This is a genomic window from Rhodococcus sp. 05-2255-1e (assembly GCF_002259025.1).
Taxonomy (GTDB): domain Bacteria; phylum Actinomycetota; class Actinomycetes; order Mycobacteriales; family Mycobacteriaceae; genus Rhodococcoides; species Rhodococcoides fascians.
The window spans coordinates 466,948-483,978 of record NZ_NOZE01000009.1; the positions used below are offsets into that span (position 1 = coordinate 466,948).

Sequence of the window (17,031 nt, forward strand, 5' to 3'; positions counted from 1 at the left end):
TGTCGGAAGTGGTCGTCGTCACATAAACCTGTGTGCATCCAATTCAGTCAGGAGTGAGAACCGATGCGTGCAGCTGTGTATTACGGCCCGAACAAGGTGGAGATCACCGACGTACCCGAACCGAATCCCGGTGCGGGGCAGGTCAAGGTCAAGGTCGGGTTCAACGGAATCTGCGGAACCGACCTACACGAGTACTACGCCGGCCCGATCTTCATCCCCACTTCGCCGCATCCACTGACCGGCCAGGAGATGCCCCTGGTGCTCGGACACGAGTTCTCGGGCACGGTCACCGAGCTCGGCACGGGTGTCACCGGCATCTCGGTCGGCGATCGCGTGGCCATCGAACCGCTCTACCGCTGTGGACACTGCGGACCCTGCCGGGCAGGTAACTACAACATCTGCGCGCAGATCGGTTTCCACGGACTGATGTCCGACGGCGGAATGGCCGAATACACCGTGGTCCCCACGGACATGATTCACGCCCTACCCGACAACGTCTCCCTCGAACTCGGTGCCCTCGTCGAACCGATGTCGGTCGCCTATCACGCTGCGACACTGGGGGATCCGAAGCCCGAGGACACCGCGATGGTGTTCGGAGCCGGCCCCATCGGCATCGGCCTGTGGTTCGCGTTGCGCGGCAAGGGACTCGACAACGTCTACGTCGTCGAACCGTCGCCGACGCGTCGCGCCTCGATCGAAGCGCTCGGTGCCAAGACCCTCGACCCGACGGCAGTGGACGTGCCCGCGTTCATCGCCGATCTGACCGACGGCAACGGGGCCGACGCCATCTACGACGCGGCCGGTGTGCAACCGGCCGTCGAGACCGCGCTGGGCTGCATCGGTGCTCGCAAACCGCTCGTCAGCGTCGCGATCTACGAAAAGCCGCTCACCACACCGCTGCAGAAGCTCGTCATGAACGAATCCCGCATCCAGGGATCGCTCTGCTACACCTCCGCCGACTACGAGGCCGTCATCGACCTGATGAGCCAGGGCCACTACGACACGACGGGCTGGGTGGACAAGATCACGCTCGACGGCGTCATCGACGACGGATTCGAGGCGCTGCACGCAGGCACCAAGATGAAAGTTCTGGTCGACCCCTCGACGGGTGTACCCGCATGAGCGCGGTGCTGGTGACAGGGGCCGGTCAGGGCATCGGACGGGCGATCGCGTTGCGGTTGGCCAACGACGGGCACGACATCGCGTTGGTCGACCTGGCCGAGGACAAGATCGCCGGCGTGGCCGACGAGGTGCGTCGAACAGGCTCGAAGGCAACGACATTCGTCGCCGACGTCAGTGATCGCGATCAAGTGTTCGCGGCCGTCGAACATACCCATAAAGCGCTCGGCGGCTTCGACGTCATCGTCAACAATGCCGGAATCGCACAGGTCGCGCCGCTCGACGACGTCCGCCCGGAAGACACGAAGAAGATCTGGGCCGTCAACGTCGACGGTGTGCTCTGGGGAATTCAAGCTGCGGCAGCCACATTCAAGGCGCTCGGCCAGAAGGGCAAGATCATCAACGCTTCCTCGATCGCAGGCCACGACGGGTTCGCGATGCTCGGGGTCTACAGCGCAACGAAATTCGCGGTCCGGGCATTGACCCAGGCTGCGGCCAAGGAGTACGCCTCGGACGGCATCACCGTCAACGCGTACTGCCCCGGCGTTGTCGGCACCGACATGTGGGTGACCATCGACAAGCGCTTCGCCGAGCTGACCGGTGCCGCCGAGGGGGAGACCTACGACAAGTTCGTCGGCGGTATCGCTCTCGGTCGGGCGCAGACTCCCGAGGACGTCGCCGCGTTCGTCTCGTATCTCGCCGGACCCGACTCGGACTACATGACCGGACAGGCACCGTTGATCGATGGTGGTTTGGTCTACCGGTGACCCCGCATGAATCCGCTTTGTGAGCTGGAGCACAATTGACAGCGATGACGCAGTCGACAGGCCCTGAACCTGCGCTGGCGGCCGGCGAAGACCCGCGCCGCTACGCGCAGATTCTCACTGCCGTGTACGACGCGACCATGACCGGCGGGAAGTCTCCCGCGCGTCCCCGCGAGGTCATCGGTGACTCCTGGCGGCGGTTGCAGACCCTCGGTATCGACCCGGAACTGGGCAATCCTGCCGAGAGACAGATGGACGCGTCCGATCTCGAGTTCAGTCGACGGGAATCGGGGTTGTTCGACATTCTGGACGACCTCGCCCGTGGCCTGGAATCGGTGGTGCAGGACGGCGACAACATTCTCGTCGTCGCCGATCGGAACGGTCGAGTGCTGTGGCGCAGCGGATCGACGTCGGTGCTCGACCGCGCCGACGGTCTCGGGTTCGTCGAAGGGGCCAACTGGGCCGAGGACTCGGTGGGCACCAATGCCATCGGGACAGCATTGGTCTCACGCCGCGCTGTGCAGATCTTCTCGGCCGAACACTATGTGCGCAGCCATCATTCGTGGACCTGCGCCGGAGCGCCCATTCGCGATCCGCGTACCGGCCAGGTGCTCGGCGCCATCGACGTCAGCGGGCCGGCCAAGACGGTGCACCCCACCACCATCGCCCTGGTCGACGCCGTGGCGAGGTTGGCGGAATCGCAGCTGCGCGAGATTCACCGAACCACCTTGGATCGACTGCGTTCGGTGGCCGCACCGATGCTGGCGCGCCTGCAGTCCCCGGCGCTGGCCGTCGACGCGAACGGGTGGGTCGCGGCCGTCGAATCGGTGGCACTGCGCAATCGCATCCTGCTGCCCGAGGACCTCGCGACGGGACGCTTCTGGCTGCCGAGCCTCGGGGTGTGCGACTTCGAACCCCTGCCCGGTGGATGGCTGGTGCGACCCACTTCTCATGGTCGTTCCGCCGGCTCCACTCCTGGCGACTCGGCGGACTCGTTCGTCGCGGAGTCCGGTAACACGACGACGATTCGCATCGACCTGCGCGATTCGCAGAGGCCTCGTATGGAGGTGCGCAGCGAGGTGGGGGAGTGGACCCACGAGCCGACGCCCCGGCACGCCGAGATTCTGTACCTGCTGGCTATCCACCGGCAGGGACGCACCGCGTCGCAGATGGCTGCCGACCTCTTCGGCGACGACGGCCGCGCGATCACCGTGCGGGCCGAGATGTCGCGCCTGCGCAAGCACCTCGCCGGCATCATCTCCACCCAGCCCTATCGGCTGGACGAGTCGGCGACGGTCGACGTGATCACGCCGGCGGACATGAACAGGCTGCTACCGCATTCGTCGGCCCCCGCTATCCGGGCCGCACGGGGCTGAGCCGTAGCGCAGAATCGGGGAATGAACCGCCTCGCCCGCATCCTCGACGCGTCGGATCCCGGGCAGTTACGGCTGCGTGGTGCCTCGGCGACGACGCTGACGGTGTTGCTCGCGATGGTGGTCCTGCTGCTCGGTACTCGCGCCATCGGCCAGCCGGTCACCGTGGCGATGCTCGGCACCGTGGTGGCGATGCAGGCGTCGGCGTCGGTCAAGGACAAAGACCAGCACAGCCGGCTCGTCACCACCGCCCTGATGGTGCTGCCCGCCTCGGCGGCAGTGACGGTCGCGGCGCTGCTCTCGCGGCTCGGCGCGGTGGCCGACGTCGGATTCATCGCGGTGTTGTTCGCGGCCGTATGGGTGCGCAGATTCGGACCCCGTGGCACCGCGCTCGGCATGGTCGCGTTCATCTCGTACTTCTTCGCGTTGTTCCTTCAGGCGACCCCGGGGCAAGTGCCGATGCTGATCGCGGCGATCGTCGGCGGAGTGCTCATCGCTCTGTTCGTACGGGCGGTGGTCTTTCCGGACCGACCGATCGTGGAGGTGCGGCGGCTGCTGTACGCCATGCGAGCGGTATCGGAATCGGTGCTCGCGGCGGCATCGGCGCGTGAGGACCGTGATCTGGAACTGTTGCGGCGCAGGCTCGATCGGCTCGGAAACACCGCCCTGATGATCGACGACTGGCTCGACCGTCACGACGCGGGACAACTGCTCAGCGTGACGAGTACCGATCTGTCGCTTCGTGTGTTCGACGCCCAGATCGCCACCGAACAACTCGTCAGCTCACTGTGGGCTCTCGATCCGGCCAAGCCGTGGCCGACCGCGCTGGGGCAAGCGACCACCGCACTGGGATCGTGCCTGCAGAACGCCCCGTCCGCCGAGCAACTCAAGGCCGCCCGACGGTTGGCCGCCACGGCGGCCGAGCGCGCCGACCCGTCGACCCCCGCCGGTATCGCGACCGTATCCGCGCAACGAGCGGTGCAGGCACACATCGCCATTCATCACATCACCACCAATGCGGTGGCTGTCACGTCGAGCCCTCGACAGGCTGCTGTCGAGCCGGCGGACAAGGGCGAGCCTGCCGGCCTGAACCCCAGCACCAAGGCGGCAATCCAGGTTGCTGTCGCGACCAGCGCGGCAACGGTATTGGGGGAGCTGGTCTCACCGGACCGCTGGTACTGGGCCGTGCTGACGGCGTTCCTGGTGTTCACCGGGGCGTCGACGCGCGGCGAGATTCTGACCAGAGCCGGCCAACGCATCCTCGGCACGATGGCGGGAGTGCTTGCGGGAGTGGTGATCGCGGCACTCGTCGGCAATCACCAATCCGTTCAGCTGGTGCTCATCGTCGTCTGTGTGTTCTTCGCGTTCTACCTGGTGACCGTCGCGTATGCGCTGCTGTCGTTCTTCGTGACCATTCTGCTCGCGATGCTCTACGGGCTGCTCGGCACGTTCAGCATCGAGGTTCTGGAACTACGGATCATCGAGACTGCAGTCGGCGGAGCCGTCGGTATTGCGTCCGCCTATTTCATCTTCTCGACCGGGACGCGAAAGACATTGGTGGACAATGTCGATACGTATCTCGATCAACTGGACGCCCTGATCGACACCAGCGTCGAATCGGTGATCACTCCGGGAAATGCCACCGACCTGGTGGCGTCGACGCGCACGCTCGACAATGCGCTGAAGGAGGTCGTGACGGCGGGGAAGCCGCTCGTGCTCGGGCCGACGACCCGCAGCCGGCGAGGGGCGAAGCGATTACTGCGGGTGCTGACCGTCAGCGGCCGATCCGCCCACGCACTCGCGCGAGCCGGAGTGCTGGCGTCGCGTGCCGAACCGGAGACGGCACCCTCGGCCGATACTGCCCAGGCCCTGCGCGACGCTGCGGCGCTGGTGCGTGAGACCGCCCGGCACGTGGAGGCCGCGATCGCAGGCAAGCGGGTGGACCAGCCCGAGAAGGTCACCGACACAACGGTGTTGGATGTGTTGCTCACCAGCGCGAACTCGCCCGGCCCGGTGCGGGTCGCGGTGCGGGCGCTGAACATCATGAATCGGACGCTCGCGGACGTCCTGACCCGGGCTTGACCTTCACACGGTGACAAGGTCTTGGCTGACGGCCATGATCGAATTACTCCGGCACCAGAACTCTTCCGTGCGGCTTCGGGCTGCGCTCGACATCGGAATATCGAAGGACCCAGAATCCCTCGACGCGCTGCTCGAGCGCTGTGCCGTCGAACCGGATTTTCAGGTTCGAGAGATGTTGACGTGGGCGCTGATTCGTCTCCCCGCTGCATCGACGGTGCCCAGGCTGATGCACGAAGTGCGTGCCGGCGGCGCGCAGGCTCGCAGCCAGGCGTTGCACACGTTGTCGAAGGTCAAGGACCGGGCGGCCTGGCCGGTGATCACCGAGCCGCTCATCTCCGACTCCGACGACGAGGTGGCCCGAAGCGCGTGGCGGGCGGCGGTCGTCCTGGTCCCCGGCGGCAGCGAGCAGTGGTTGGCGACGACGCTGTCCACTCAGCTGGGGCGAGGCGGGCGGGAGTTGCAGCGCAGCCTCAGCCGCGCACTGGTAGTACTCGGGTCGGTGATCGAGCCGATGGTGCGCGAGGCCGCGTCGAGCAAGGATGTTGCTGTTCGCGCGCACGCGCTGGCGACGGAGTCGCTGCTGCGAGACCCCGACAGCGGATTTGCGTTGTTCGAGGCCCAGCGCGTCGATGTACTTGGCGCAGCCGACCCGACGGGGTGAAATAGGCAGATGTTGATCGGTGAGGTGGCGCGGCGGTCCGGAGTCAGCGCGCGCATGCTTCGGCACTACGACCGACTCGGGCTCGTGCAGCCGACCTCGCGGACTGGCACCGGCTACCGCGAATACTCCCCGGCCGACGTTCGTCGTCTGTTTCACGTCGAATCCCTCCGATCGCTCGGGTTGTCGCTCAACGACGTCGGGCGTGCACTGGATGATCCGAGTTTTGCGGCGACGGGACTCGTCGACGAGCTGGCTACCCGAGCCGAAGAGCGCATCGCGGGAGATAGCGAGCTACTGACACGGTTGCGCCGCATCGGAAGCGCCCGACCGGAGGACTGGGAGGACGTCCTCGGTGTCATCGGCATGCTCGGAGACCTGGACTCGGTGAGCGCGGGGAAACGGCAGTCTGCGGCGTTGGCATCCGTCGGAGATCGCCCCATCCCGGCCGAGGCTCTGGCCGAGGCGGTGCTGCGCGAGCCCGCCACCAACGTCGCCGGCGCGCTGCGATGGGCACTCGCGCAGACCGGGAGCGACGCTCTCGCGGCGCTGCGGCAGGGCCTCGACTCACCGGATCCCGAGGTGCGTCGCCGCGCCGTCGATACCGTCGTCGAGATTCCGCATCCCGACGCCACCGAGGTGCTGCGGGAGGCGCTGGGTCACGAGGACGGGCAGGTGCGACGACTCGCGGCGCTGGAACTGGGTGCCCGAGGAATCGTCGACGCGATTGCGGTGCTGATCGAGATGGTCCACGAGGGTACGAACGATGTGGACGCGGCGGACGTGCTCGGTGAGCTCGGCTACGAAGACTCTACGGTCGCGGACCTCATGGACGGCCCGAAAGAGGTCGCGGCACGACTACGGGTGACCCAGGCGCTGGCCAGCATTCCGGGTCCGGCGGCGACGCAGGCTTTGCGTGACTTGGCACAGGACCAGGACCGCTCGATCGCACTGACGGCGACCTACCTCCTGGATCGGAGAGAACGAGCCGCTTCGGTACCGTCGACGTCATGAAGGCACTCGGATTGCTCGCGGCACTGTCGATCACATTGGCCGCGACTGCCTGCTCCACCTCGACCACCCCGGCCGCACCCGCCGAGCCCGCTGCCGAGAACCAGGTCACCGTCGCCGATCGGATGTTCACACCGCAGACCTTGACGATCACCGCGGGCGAGACCGTGACCTGGGTGTTCGCCGACCGCGCGATGGCACACAATGTCGTCGCCGACGACAAGTCGTTCCGCAGCGAACTGATGCAGTCGGGGCAGTTCACCCATACCTTCGACACCGCGGGCACCTACACCTACCACTGCACCCCGCACCCCGACATGACCGCGACGATCATCGTCGAACCGTGATGGACTGCTAGTCATGGCAACCCGGACGCGCGGCATCGCCGCACCTCTCGGCGTCGGCCTGGCCGCAGTCGGCGGTGCTGCGCTGCTGCACGTCCGCGATCCCCGAACCTCGACTTACCTGCCGTGCCCGTTCCACGCCCTGACCGGACTGTGGTGCCCGGGTTGCGGTGCGACCAGGGCTTTCGGCGACCTCACTCGCGGAGACATCGTGGCTGCCGCGTCGAGCAACGTCGTGGCGGTGGTGCTCGGTGTCGTCGCGATCGGTGTCTGGGCCGCGTGGCTGCGAGCACGATGGACGCAGACGCCACTGACGCTGCCTCGTCCCAATCGCCCGACCGTCGTCGTCGGGGTTGCCCTATTGGTCTTGTTCACCGTGGTGCGCAACACTGCGTGGGGCACCGCCCTCGCCCCGACCTGACATCCCTAGGAGGCTGCTGTGCTGCTGCAAATCTTCTCGATCATCGTGCTGCTGGGCGTGCTCATCGCGCTCATCCCCACGGCCCGACGCGTCTTCAAGAAGGGTGACGACGAATGAGCGACTCACTGCGAGATCGGGTGCGGGCGAAGCTGCTCGCCCAGATCGCCGACGACGGAGGCACGGCCGCCGAGCAGGCCGAGGGCGACGACCCCCGCCTGAACGCACTGCGCGACGACCTCGAAGCACTGGACGCAGCCCCCGACGGAGACCCGGTGATCGACGACATCGCCGCCAGGCACTGGGTGCCCTGACCGCTGCCTCCCCCTCTGGACTCCCCTCGGGGAGTCAATGTGACATGTGGTGGCCTTTTCGACGGTCAATGTCACGTTGAGTGGACCGTCGGGACAGGTCGAGTTGGCGGACTGCTGAGGCGTATCTAGTATCTATGTTGTGTCCGAGACAAGATCCGCAGCCGATACGGCGTACCTGACTGTCAAGGAGCTCATCATTTCGGGGGAACTTCCCGGTGGTGAGCTCGTCAGTGAAGGGGAGATCGCGACGCGGCTCGAGATCAGCCGCACACCGGTCCGCGAGGCGTTCCTTCGCCTACAGGTCGAGGGATGGATGCGGCTGTATCCCAAGCGGGGGGCGCTGGTCGTCCCCATCGCGGTGGGTGAGGCGGAGAGCGTCGTCGACGCAAGGCGATTGGTGGAGGCCGGCAGTGTTCGCGCCTTCGTCGGCGATGCGGATGCCCGCGCACGAGTGGTCGAGGCGCTACGCGACAACCTGCGAATCCAGGACAAGCTCGCAGCAGACGGCACCGCAGCGGAGTTCAGTGCCGCCGACGCAGATTTCCATCGCACCGTCGTCCGCGCCGGCAAGAACCCGTTGCTCGACGCGTTCTACGACGGACTTCGCGAGCGACAGCGGCGGATGACCGCGGCATCCCTGACCCGTGATCCGGGTCAGATCTCGCGCATCGTCGACGACCACCGCAGACTCGCCGACCTGATCGAAGCCGGGGACGCAGACGAATTCGAGCGAGCCGTCGAACAACACATGCTCAGGGTGCACGGCTTGCGCACAGACAGAGGGGGAACACGATGACCGAGGCCATGATCGACGACGACGTCCGACAGACGACGGCCAAACGCTGGCTGTTGGTTGCCGTCGGCATGTTCGCCGTCGCCTGGGGCGGCAACGAATTCACACCGCTTTTGGTGATGTATCGACTCGACCACGGCTTCTCTGCCGTGGTGGTCGATACGTTCCTGTTCGCGTACGTTCTGGGCATCATTCCGGCGATGCTGATCTGTGGTCCGTTGTCCGATCGACTCGGCCGACGCCCGATCATGTTGCCCGCGCCTGCAATTGCCGCGGCCGGGTCCATTCTGATCGCCCTCGGACCCGACAACGCCTACATGCTCTTCGGCGGGCGAGTGCTCAGCGGCATCGCGCTCGGAATCGGTATGGCCGTCGGCGGTAGCTGGGTCAAAGAACTCTCCAGTCGCGACGCCACCGCCAAGCCCGGTGCCGGAGCGCGCCGCGCCGCGATGTCGTTGACGGCGGGCTTCGCCCTGGGAGCCCGCGTCGCCGGTGTGCTGGCGCAGTGGGCACCCTGGCCGACGCACCTCGCGTACAGCGTGCACGTACTGATCTGCATCGCCGCGTTCGTCGGCATGCTGTCGGTCCCCGAAACACGCAGCGCTGCAACATCATCGGGGAGGAAGAGTCTCGTCGACGATCTCAAAATTCCGTCGGCGTCGCATCGACGCTTCCTGTTTGTCGTGTTGCCCTTGGCCCCCTGGGTTTTCGGTGCGGCAAGCGTCGCCTATGCGGTGCTGCCGTCTCTGATGGCCGACGCGTTGGCCGACGAGCCCGGTGGCGGTTACCCCGTCGCCCTGTCCGCGGCGATGGCGGTGATCGCCCTCGGCTCCGGTTTCGCGATCCAGGCAGTCGGGCGTCGGATCGACACACCCTCCAATGCGCGCGGCGCTCTGGTTGCGCTGTCTCTGTTGGTGGTCGGTATGGCTGTCGCGGCGTGGGCGGCGTCGGTGCTCACCATCGCCGCGGCATTGATCGCGGCAGCGGTGCTCGGTTGCGGATACGGCATGGCGCTGGTTTCGGGTCTGCAAGAGGTGCAACGCATTGCGGGCCCCGACGATCTCGCCGGCCTCACCGCTGTGTTCTATTCGCTGACGTATCTCGGCTTCGCGGTGCCCGCTGTGCTGTCGGCGCTGACCGAGACCTGGCCAGGGGTGGTCACGTATCCGATCATCTTCGGATTCGGCGCGGTGATGGCGGCACTGTGTGGCCTGGTGGTGCGATCGAAGACGTCCGCTCACCTGCCCTAGGGTCGTGCGCGTTGTGCGTACCTGGAGGGACGCACAACGCGCACGAGGGAGGGCAGGTGCTCATCCCGTTTGGTCCGACCCAGCTCGGGGTAGCCCCCAGCGCATGAATACGAACGGACGTGCTCCCGCCCGTCGGCGTCGTCGTGTCGGCTCCGATTCGATTATCGCTGCATGTGCGGCTCTTGCTACCGTCGGCGCTCTGGCCGGCTGCTCGAACGACCCGGTCATCGCGCAAGATACCGGCGCAGCAGAGGAGGCCGGCAGTATCGAGTTGCAAAGCGTCACCGTGCAAGCAGAGCTCACCGGTGCCACGCCCGACAGTTCCGCCTCGGCGTACGGCAACGCGAACCTGGAGTTCACAGCGGTGAACACTGCCGGGACAGGGACGGATCGCTTACTTGGAATAACTTCTTCCGCGGCGTCTGCGGTGACTATCGACGCCACCGCCGACCAACTCGTTATCGAACCCGCGACGTCTATCGCGGCCGGCCAACCGGTGGAAAACCTGGATGGTGGAGACGACGGAACCGACCAGCCGTTCACCGTGACTCTCGAGTTGACCGACGGAGAACTCGCGCCGGGAACTTCGATTCCTGTGACCTTCGAGTTCGAGCGCGCCGGTTCTCTGTCTGTGGACGCCCCCTTCGATGTGTACGAGCCAGGAGAGCTGAGCGACACGGCACGGCCGCTACCTCCTGAGGTCACCCCCGCGCCGTGACGCACGCCGGTCGGAACCGAGCGGATCGCTGCGAGTCGGCCGGTTCGGCCCTAGGATCAGCGCCATCATGTTGCAGTCCTCGCGCACGGTCCCGCCGTATCGGGTGCCCCCGACAGCTTTGGTAGCTGCTGCCACGGTCTGGAATCGACGCGAAGCGTACTGGTTTCTCGTCGCGGTGATCATGCCTGCCGCCTGCTGGTCGAAGTATCCCGCGCTGGTGCCGTACATGTTCGCGATCGTTCTGTTCGGGGCTCTGGTGTTTCGCTACCGACGGATCGCCTCGTGGGTGTCGATGCTGCGCTGGGGAGTGATCGCACACGTCGAGACCGTGGACACGGCACTACGCGGCGATCGCAACCTCCGACTCGCACACGCCACCGGGTGGAACGTCCAACGGCGTTGGTACACAGGACCGTTGACGGAATCCACGGTCCGCTATCGAGCGGGGGATGTGCGCGGGCACCTGTTCGTTCGGGGACTGCCGTTCACCACCGGTGTGGTGCTCGCGCACTCGAAACAACCGGCTTCAGCGATGGTCATCAGCGACTTCCCCTGCGATCTGAAACTGGACGGCAAGGGACGCTGGGCGGCGTCGTTCCCGACGGGCTTCTGGCGACAGGCGTCGGCGACGGTCGCGCTGTACGGCTACGCCGTGGCAGGCCTTGCGGTCTCGCTCGGGTATCGCTGACGACAATCGGCTCCCCAGACTCGGAAATATGCCTCTGATCGGAGGCACATTTCCGAAACCGGGGAGCCGATTGCTCGCCGGACCTACGGCAACGACGGCAATTGCGTGTCCACAAGCCATGCGTCCCACAGGGTTCGGGGACAACCGAAGCGAGAGGCGAGGTCGGTGAAGTCGGCGGTCGCCACGGTGGAGTAGCGGTATTTAAAGGTCCATTCCTGGATCAGGCCGAAGAATCGTTCGTCGCCGATGGTGCGTCGCAGTGCGTGCAAGGCCAGCGCGCCCCGCTTGTAGACGCGGTCGTCGAAGATGCGGGCGGGCCCGGGATCGGTGAGCTGCAGATCCATCGCGAGCCCTCGCTGAATGGTGTGAGCTCGCTTGGCCTTGTCGTGAGCCGTTGCGCCGCCGGAGTTCTCGGCCCAGATCCACTCCGAGTAGCAGGCGAATCCTTCGTGCAGCCAGATGTCTGCCCACTTGCCGAGGGTGAGGGAATTGCCGAACCACTGGTGCGCCAATTCGTGTGCAACCAGGCGCTCGTAGTACCGGGAACCCGAACAGTGGTTCGCACCGAAGATGGACAGGCCCTGCGCCTCGACCGGGATTTCGAGATCGTCGTCGGTCACCACCACGGTGTACGCCGCGAAAGGGTAAGGGCCGTAGAGCCGTACGAAGGTGTCCATCATTTGCGGTTGACGGCCGAAGTCGTGATCGAACTGTGCTCGTAGCCGCGGGGGCGTGATCGCGTTCATCGGCACCGGTCCCGGGCTCACGACGCGATGCTCGTACGGCCCGATCTGGATGGTCGCGAGATAGCTGGCCATCGGCTCGGGCTGCTCGTACACCCACGTGGTCCGGCTGGCCCGGGTCTGCTTGCGTACCAACGTGCCGTTGGCCACCGCGTAGTACGGCGAATCGGTGGTGATGGTGATGCCGTAGCTGGCTTTGGACACCGGGTGGTCGTCACACGGAAACCACGACGCGGCACCGTTCGGCTGACTCGCGACGATCGATCCCTCGGTGAGCTCCTCCCAGCCGACCTCACCCCAGAAACCGTTGATGGGCTTGGGTGTTCCGCCGTACGCCACCGTGACCACCAGTGCCGCTCCGGACGCAATGGGCTTGGCGGGAGTGATCTTCAGCTTGCCCCGCTGGTGGCTGAACTTCACCGAACGTGACCCGTTGACCGACACCTTCGACACGTTCATCGCCGGGCCGAGATCCAACGCGAATTTCGAGACCGTCGCCGTGGTGACCGCGGTGATCTTCGCCTTGCCCGTCAATCGGTTGCTCTCGACCTTGTACTCGAGGTCGAGTTCGTAGCGCGAGACGCGATAGCCGCGATTGCCGTTCTGCGGAAGATACGTATCGATCGGATTGTCACTGGAGTCGACGTCGAACACCGGTGCCACGAGCCTGTCCGGCATTGAAGATCACCCCTCGTTTCGGTCGTCGCGAATCCGCGGAAAGGGATCACCCTTGGCCCACGGCGCGATCGGATTGCCCTGCCAACGAGTATGCGCGGGAACCGTATCGCCGCGCATCACCAGAGAGGCAGGCCCCACCGTCGCACCATCACCTATACCCGATGCAGGCAAAGCGACACAGTGCGGTCCCAGGGTTGCGCCTCTGCCGAGATCGACGGTGTCCATGGACATGATCCGATCATGGAACAGGTGCGTCTGCACAACGCACCCTCGGTTCACCGTCGCACCGTCGGCCAACGTCACGAGGTCTGCCTCGGGGAGCCAGTATGTCTCGCACCACACACCTCGACCGATGTCCGCCCCGAGCCACCGCAGCCACATGTTGAGCACCGCGGTGCCCTCGGCAGCGCGCGCGAACCACGGTGCGGCGACGGTCTCGACGAACGTGTCGGCCACCTCGTTGCGCCAGACGAACGAACTCCACAGCGGATGATCGGTCTTGCCGATCCGGCCGACCCACAGCCACTTCGCGGCCGCCGACACAGCTGCAGCCACGAAGCCGGCGACGAGCAACACGACACCGCTGAGCGCGGCAGCGAGCCAGTAGCCGATCGAGTCGGCAATCGCGGTCAGTCCGAACAACACGCCGAGCCCGATACCGAACGTCACGACGACGGGAATCAGCCGGCACGTCTCTACGAGTGAACGGGCGATCTTCAACTTCCGAGGCGGGTCGAACGTGCGCGATGAGTCGGCACTGCCGGCCGCGCGGCGCAACCGGACCGGTGGACTACCGAGCCATGACGAGCCCGACTTCGCCTTGTCCGGAGTTGCCGACAGCACCGCAACGAGACCGTTCTTCGGGACGGTCCGCCCCGGTCCCGTCATGCCGGAGTTTCCGAGGAACGCCCGCTTGCCCACCTTGGCGTCGCCCAGGTGCATCCAGCCGCCGCCGAGTTCGTAGCTCGCGACCATGGTGTCGTCGGCGAGGAACGCGCCGTCGGCGACCGTGGTGAACTTGGGAATCATCAGCACTGTCGACGCCTCGACGTCCTTGCCGATCTTCGCGCCCAGCAACCGGAGCCAATGCGGTGTCAGCAGCGACGCGTAGAGCGGGAACAGGAAGGTGCGCGCCGAATCCATCAGGCGTTCGGTGGCCCACACCTGCCAGCCGATGCGGCTGCGCACGGGGTGGTAGCCGCCGACGAGACCGATGCCGAGCAACCGGACCGCGACGACGGTGATCAGCGCGAACACCGCCAGCGACACCAGAGTGGCGACGGGCAGCATCACCAAGCCGCGCTCGAAGGCCCCCAGCACGGAGTCCGCGGTGTGAATCCACCAGCCCATCAGCACCAGGCTGACGCCGATGGAGAACAGGGCCATGCCGGAGAGGAACAGCGACGCGACGCCGTAGGCGAACACCCACTTGGTGGCGCGCGGCGGGGTCTCCGCCGGCCACGGATGATCGGCCTTGCCCACTTTCTGCGCGGGCGAGCCGGACCACATCTGGCCGGCCTTGACTCGTCCGACGACGGCGGAGCCGGCCGTCACCACCGCGTTCTTGCCGACCTTGGTGCCGGGCAGCAGCGTGGAGCGGGCACCGACAGTGGCACCCGCACCGATCTCGATGCCGCCGATGTAGACGAGGTCGCCGTCGATCCAATGACCGGACAGGTCGACCTCGGGTTCGATGGAGCAACCGTCGCCGAGTTCGAGCATGCCGGTGACGGGCGGCAGGGTGTGCAGGTCGACGCCCTTGCCGATCTTCGAGCCGAGAGCGCGCGCGTAATAGACCATCCACGGTGCACCCGACAGATTGGACGCGCCACTGGCATCGGTCAATCTCGTTGCCGCCCAGAGCCTTATGTGCATACTGCCGCCACGTCGATATGCGCCGGGTTTCAACCCCGCCAGCAGTATCCGCGAGCCGATCACCGAGATGGCCATGCGCCCGACCGGGGTGATGAACAGGACGAACGCGAGAAGAATCCACCACCACGACAGCGTCGGAGCCCACGGCACGTCGTCGAACCACGCCATGACGTTGAACAGCAGGCCGAGCCAGGTGACCCACTGCAACCCGGTCAGCGTCGTCAACGGCACGGTCGCCAGAATCTGCGCCCACTGCGCGGTGCGGGACGTCGGTGCCACGTCGCGGGGGATTGCCTCCACGACGGGCTTCAGGTCGTCCAGATACTGTGCCAGAGAACCCAACCGCGGGTGATCGTAGAGCTGCGCGACGGTGATCTCGGGGAACCGTTCGCGCAGTGCCGTCACCAGCTGAGCGGCCGACAGTGATCCGCCGCCGTTGGCGAAGAAGTCGGCGTTCTCGTCGTTGACCTGAGCGCCGAGGATGTTGGTCCACAACTCGGCCACCCACCCCGCGGTACCTCCGAGCGCCGACGCGCCCGCCATGCCGGGCAGCGGCCACGGGAGCGCATTGCGGTCGACCTTGCCCGAGGTACGTGTGGGCATCTCGTCGACCAGCGCGAGCCGCGGTACGAGCGCCGACGGCAACTGCTCGGCCAACAAGGCGCGCGCGGCCTCCAGGTCGAAGTCGGGATTGGTACTGGCGAGATATCCCACCAGAACCGAGTTGCCCGCAGCGGTCTTGCGGACTGCCGCGGCCGCACCGCCGACGCCCGGAAGTGCTTGCAGCGCATTGTCTATCTCGCCCAGCTCGATGCGTCGGCCGCCGAGCTTGACCTGGTCGTCGGCGCGGCCCTGGAACAGCAGTCCTTCGAGCTCGAGCTTCACCAGATCGCCGCTGCGATACGCCCGGTCCCACCCGAGAGAGGGCATGGGCGCGTACTTCTCGGCGTCCTTGGCCGGATCGAGATACCGGGCGAGGCCGACGCCGCCGATGACGAGCTCGCCCACTTCGCCGACCGCCACCGGAGTGCCCGAGGCGTCGACGACCGCCAGATCCCAACCGTCCAGCGGTAATCCGATGCGGACCGGACCTTTACCGTCCATGATGGACGCGCACGCGACAACCGTCGCCTCGGTGGGGCCGTAGGTGTTCCAGACTTCCCGGCCTTCGACGGCGAGCCGCTCGGCCAGCTCGGGTGGGCATGCTTCGCCGCCGAAGATCAACAGCCGCACCGCTTCCAGTGCCACGGCGGGCCACAGTGACGCCAGCGTGGGGACCGTCGAGACGACGCTGATGTCTCGGGAGACGAGCCACGGACCGAGGTCGAAGCCGGATCGCACCAGGGAGCGCGGGGCGGGTACCAGGCAGGCGCCGTGCCGCCACGCCAGCCACATCTCCTCGCAGGAGGCGTCGAACGCGACCGACAGGCCGGCGAGCACTCGGTCGCCTGGTCCCAGCGGATCCTTCTGCAGGAACATCCGGGCCTCGGCGTCGACGAATGCCGCGGCGTTACGGTGGCTGACTGCAACACCTTTGGGGGTTCCGGTCGAACCCGAGGTGAAGATCACCCACGCGTCGTCCTCGGGTGTGGGCAGCTCGGGCACCGGAGTACCGGCACCCAGTTCGGGCGCATTCTGTTTCGGCGCGGTGCCGGCAGCGATTCCGCCCGCAGTGACGATGGCCGTCACCTGCGCCTCACCGAAGACCAGTTCGGCGCGCTCTTCCGGATCGTCGGCGTCGACGGGTACGTACGCAGCCCCGACGTCGAGGATCGACAGAATCGCGACATAGAGCGAGAAGGACCCCGACGGCATCCTGATGCCGACGCGGTCGCCGCGCCGGACACCGGCGTCGGCGAGCCATTGGGCACCCTCGGCGATGTCGTCCAGCAGTTCGGCGTAGCTGACCGACACCGTCCCGTCGTCGATCGCGGGTGCATCCGGGAAGCGATCGGCGGTCTCCTGCAGTACGTCGATCAGTGTGCGGGCCGGCGGGGCAAGGGGCGAGCGGAGAAACGCGGCCGGAGCAGGTGCGATATCCGTGCTCGAACCCGGCAGATCGTTCTCTTGGTGCACAGACAACCGGGTGTCCTTCTCGTTCGTTGGCAGATGACTCTTGTGGTGCTGGGGAAAGCAGCGCCGTTGGTTATCTCACGTTCTGTTTGCCAGCAGGTGAACGAGCGCGCCTTCCCACCGCGGAAAT

At 66.3% G+C, this 17,031-nt stretch carries 15 protein-coding genes; 13 read left to right on the forward strand and 2 right to left on the reverse strand.

What is annotated here, in order from left to right; translation table 11 throughout:
• Positions 1-63: 63 nt before the first annotated feature.
• From CH262_RS05535 to CH262_RS05595, 13 genes are all read left to right on the forward strand, one after another.
• On the forward strand, positions 64-1,122 hold the full coding sequence (locus CH262_RS05535) for a 2,3-butanediol dehydrogenase (protein WP_027494401.1): 1,059 nt from the start codon (positions 64-66) through the stop codon (positions 1,120-1,122).
• Positions 1,119-1,886 (forward strand): acetoin reductase, encoded by a 768-nt coding sequence (locus CH262_RS05540; protein ID WP_027494400.1) that lies wholly within the window; start codon positions 1,119-1,121, stop codon positions 1,884-1,886. Before CH262_RS05535 ends, CH262_RS05540 begins: the two co-directional genes overlap by 4 nt.
• Positions 1,887-1,930: 44 nt before the next feature.
• Positions 1,931-3,259, forward strand: coding sequence for a GAF domain-containing protein (locus CH262_RS05545; RefSeq protein ID WP_032369368.1), 1,329 nt, complete (start codon positions 1,931-1,933; stop codon positions 3,257-3,259).
• 21 nt (positions 3,260-3,280) lie between these two features.
• Complete coding sequence (locus tag CH262_RS05550) at positions 3,281-5,338, forward strand: FUSC family protein (RefSeq protein WP_094717190.1); 2,058 nt, start codon at positions 3,281-3,283, stop codon at positions 5,336-5,338.
• Between the two features lie 10 nt (positions 5,339-5,348).
• The gene (locus tag CH262_RS05555; protein WP_256988716.1) at positions 5,349-5,999 is read left to right on the forward strand and encodes a HEAT repeat domain-containing protein; all 651 of its coding nucleotides are present in this window, start codon (positions 5,349-5,351) and stop codon (positions 5,997-5,999) included.
• A 9-nt stretch (positions 6,000-6,008) separates the two neighbouring features.
• Entirely contained in the window at positions 6,009-7,010 is a 1,002-nt protein-coding gene (locus tag CH262_RS05560) for a HEAT repeat domain-containing protein (protein WP_094717192.1), read from the forward strand.
• On the forward strand, positions 7,007-7,354 hold the full coding sequence (locus CH262_RS05565) for a cupredoxin domain-containing protein (RefSeq protein WP_032364492.1): 348 nt from the start codon (positions 7,007-7,009) through the stop codon (positions 7,352-7,354). The genes CH262_RS05560 and CH262_RS05565 overlap by 4 nt, the downstream gene beginning before the upstream one ends.
• A gap of 13 nt (positions 7,355-7,367) precedes the next feature.
• Positions 7,368-7,772 carry a DUF2752 domain-containing protein gene (locus CH262_RS05570; protein WP_094717193.1) on the forward strand — a complete coding sequence of 135 codons (405 nt, stop codon included), beginning with the start codon at positions 7,368-7,370 and terminating at the stop codon, positions 7,770-7,772.
• Between the two features lie 113 nt (positions 7,773-7,885).
• Positions 7,886-8,083 (forward strand): hypothetical protein, encoded by a 198-nt coding sequence (locus tag CH262_RS05575; RefSeq protein ID WP_027494394.1) that lies wholly within the window; start codon positions 7,886-7,888, stop codon positions 8,081-8,083.
• A gap of 139 nt (positions 8,084-8,222) precedes the next feature.
• Positions 8,223-8,879, forward strand: a complete 657-nt coding sequence (locus CH262_RS05580) for a GntR family transcriptional regulator (protein ID WP_032386059.1) — start codon at positions 8,223-8,225, stop codon at positions 8,877-8,879.
• Positions 8,876-10,126, forward strand: coding sequence for an MFS transporter (locus tag CH262_RS05585; RefSeq protein WP_094717194.1), 1,251 nt, complete (start codon positions 8,876-8,878; stop codon positions 10,124-10,126). Before CH262_RS05580 ends, CH262_RS05585 begins: the two co-directional genes overlap by 4 nt.
• 103 nt (positions 10,127-10,229) lie before the next feature.
• Positions 10,230-10,844, forward strand: a complete 615-nt coding sequence (locus CH262_RS05590; RefSeq protein ID WP_032382177.1) for a hypothetical protein — start codon at positions 10,230-10,232, stop codon at positions 10,842-10,844.
• Positions 10,845-10,911: 67 nt separating this feature from the next.
• Complete coding sequence (locus tag CH262_RS05595) at positions 10,912-11,532, forward strand: hypothetical protein (RefSeq protein ID WP_094717195.1); 621 nt, start codon at positions 10,912-10,914, stop codon at positions 11,530-11,532.
• A gap of 83 nt (positions 11,533-11,615) precedes the next feature.
• On the opposite strand, the gene CH262_RS05600 is transcribed toward CH262_RS05595, so the two are convergent.
• Both CH262_RS05600 and CH262_RS05605 read right to left on the reverse strand, forming a co-directional pair.
• Positions 11,616-12,953 carry a M1 family metallopeptidase gene (locus tag CH262_RS05600; protein ID WP_094717196.1) on the reverse strand — a complete coding sequence of 446 codons (1,338 nt, stop codon included), beginning with the start codon at positions 12,951-12,953 and terminating at the stop codon, positions 11,616-11,618.
• A 6-nt stretch (positions 12,954-12,959) separates the two neighbouring features.
• Positions 12,960-16,904 (reverse strand): Pls/PosA family non-ribosomal peptide synthetase, encoded by a 3,945-nt coding sequence (locus tag CH262_RS05605; RefSeq protein WP_230593391.1) that lies wholly within the window; start codon positions 16,902-16,904, stop codon positions 12,960-12,962.
• Between the last annotated feature and the right edge of the window lie 127 nt (positions 16,905-17,031).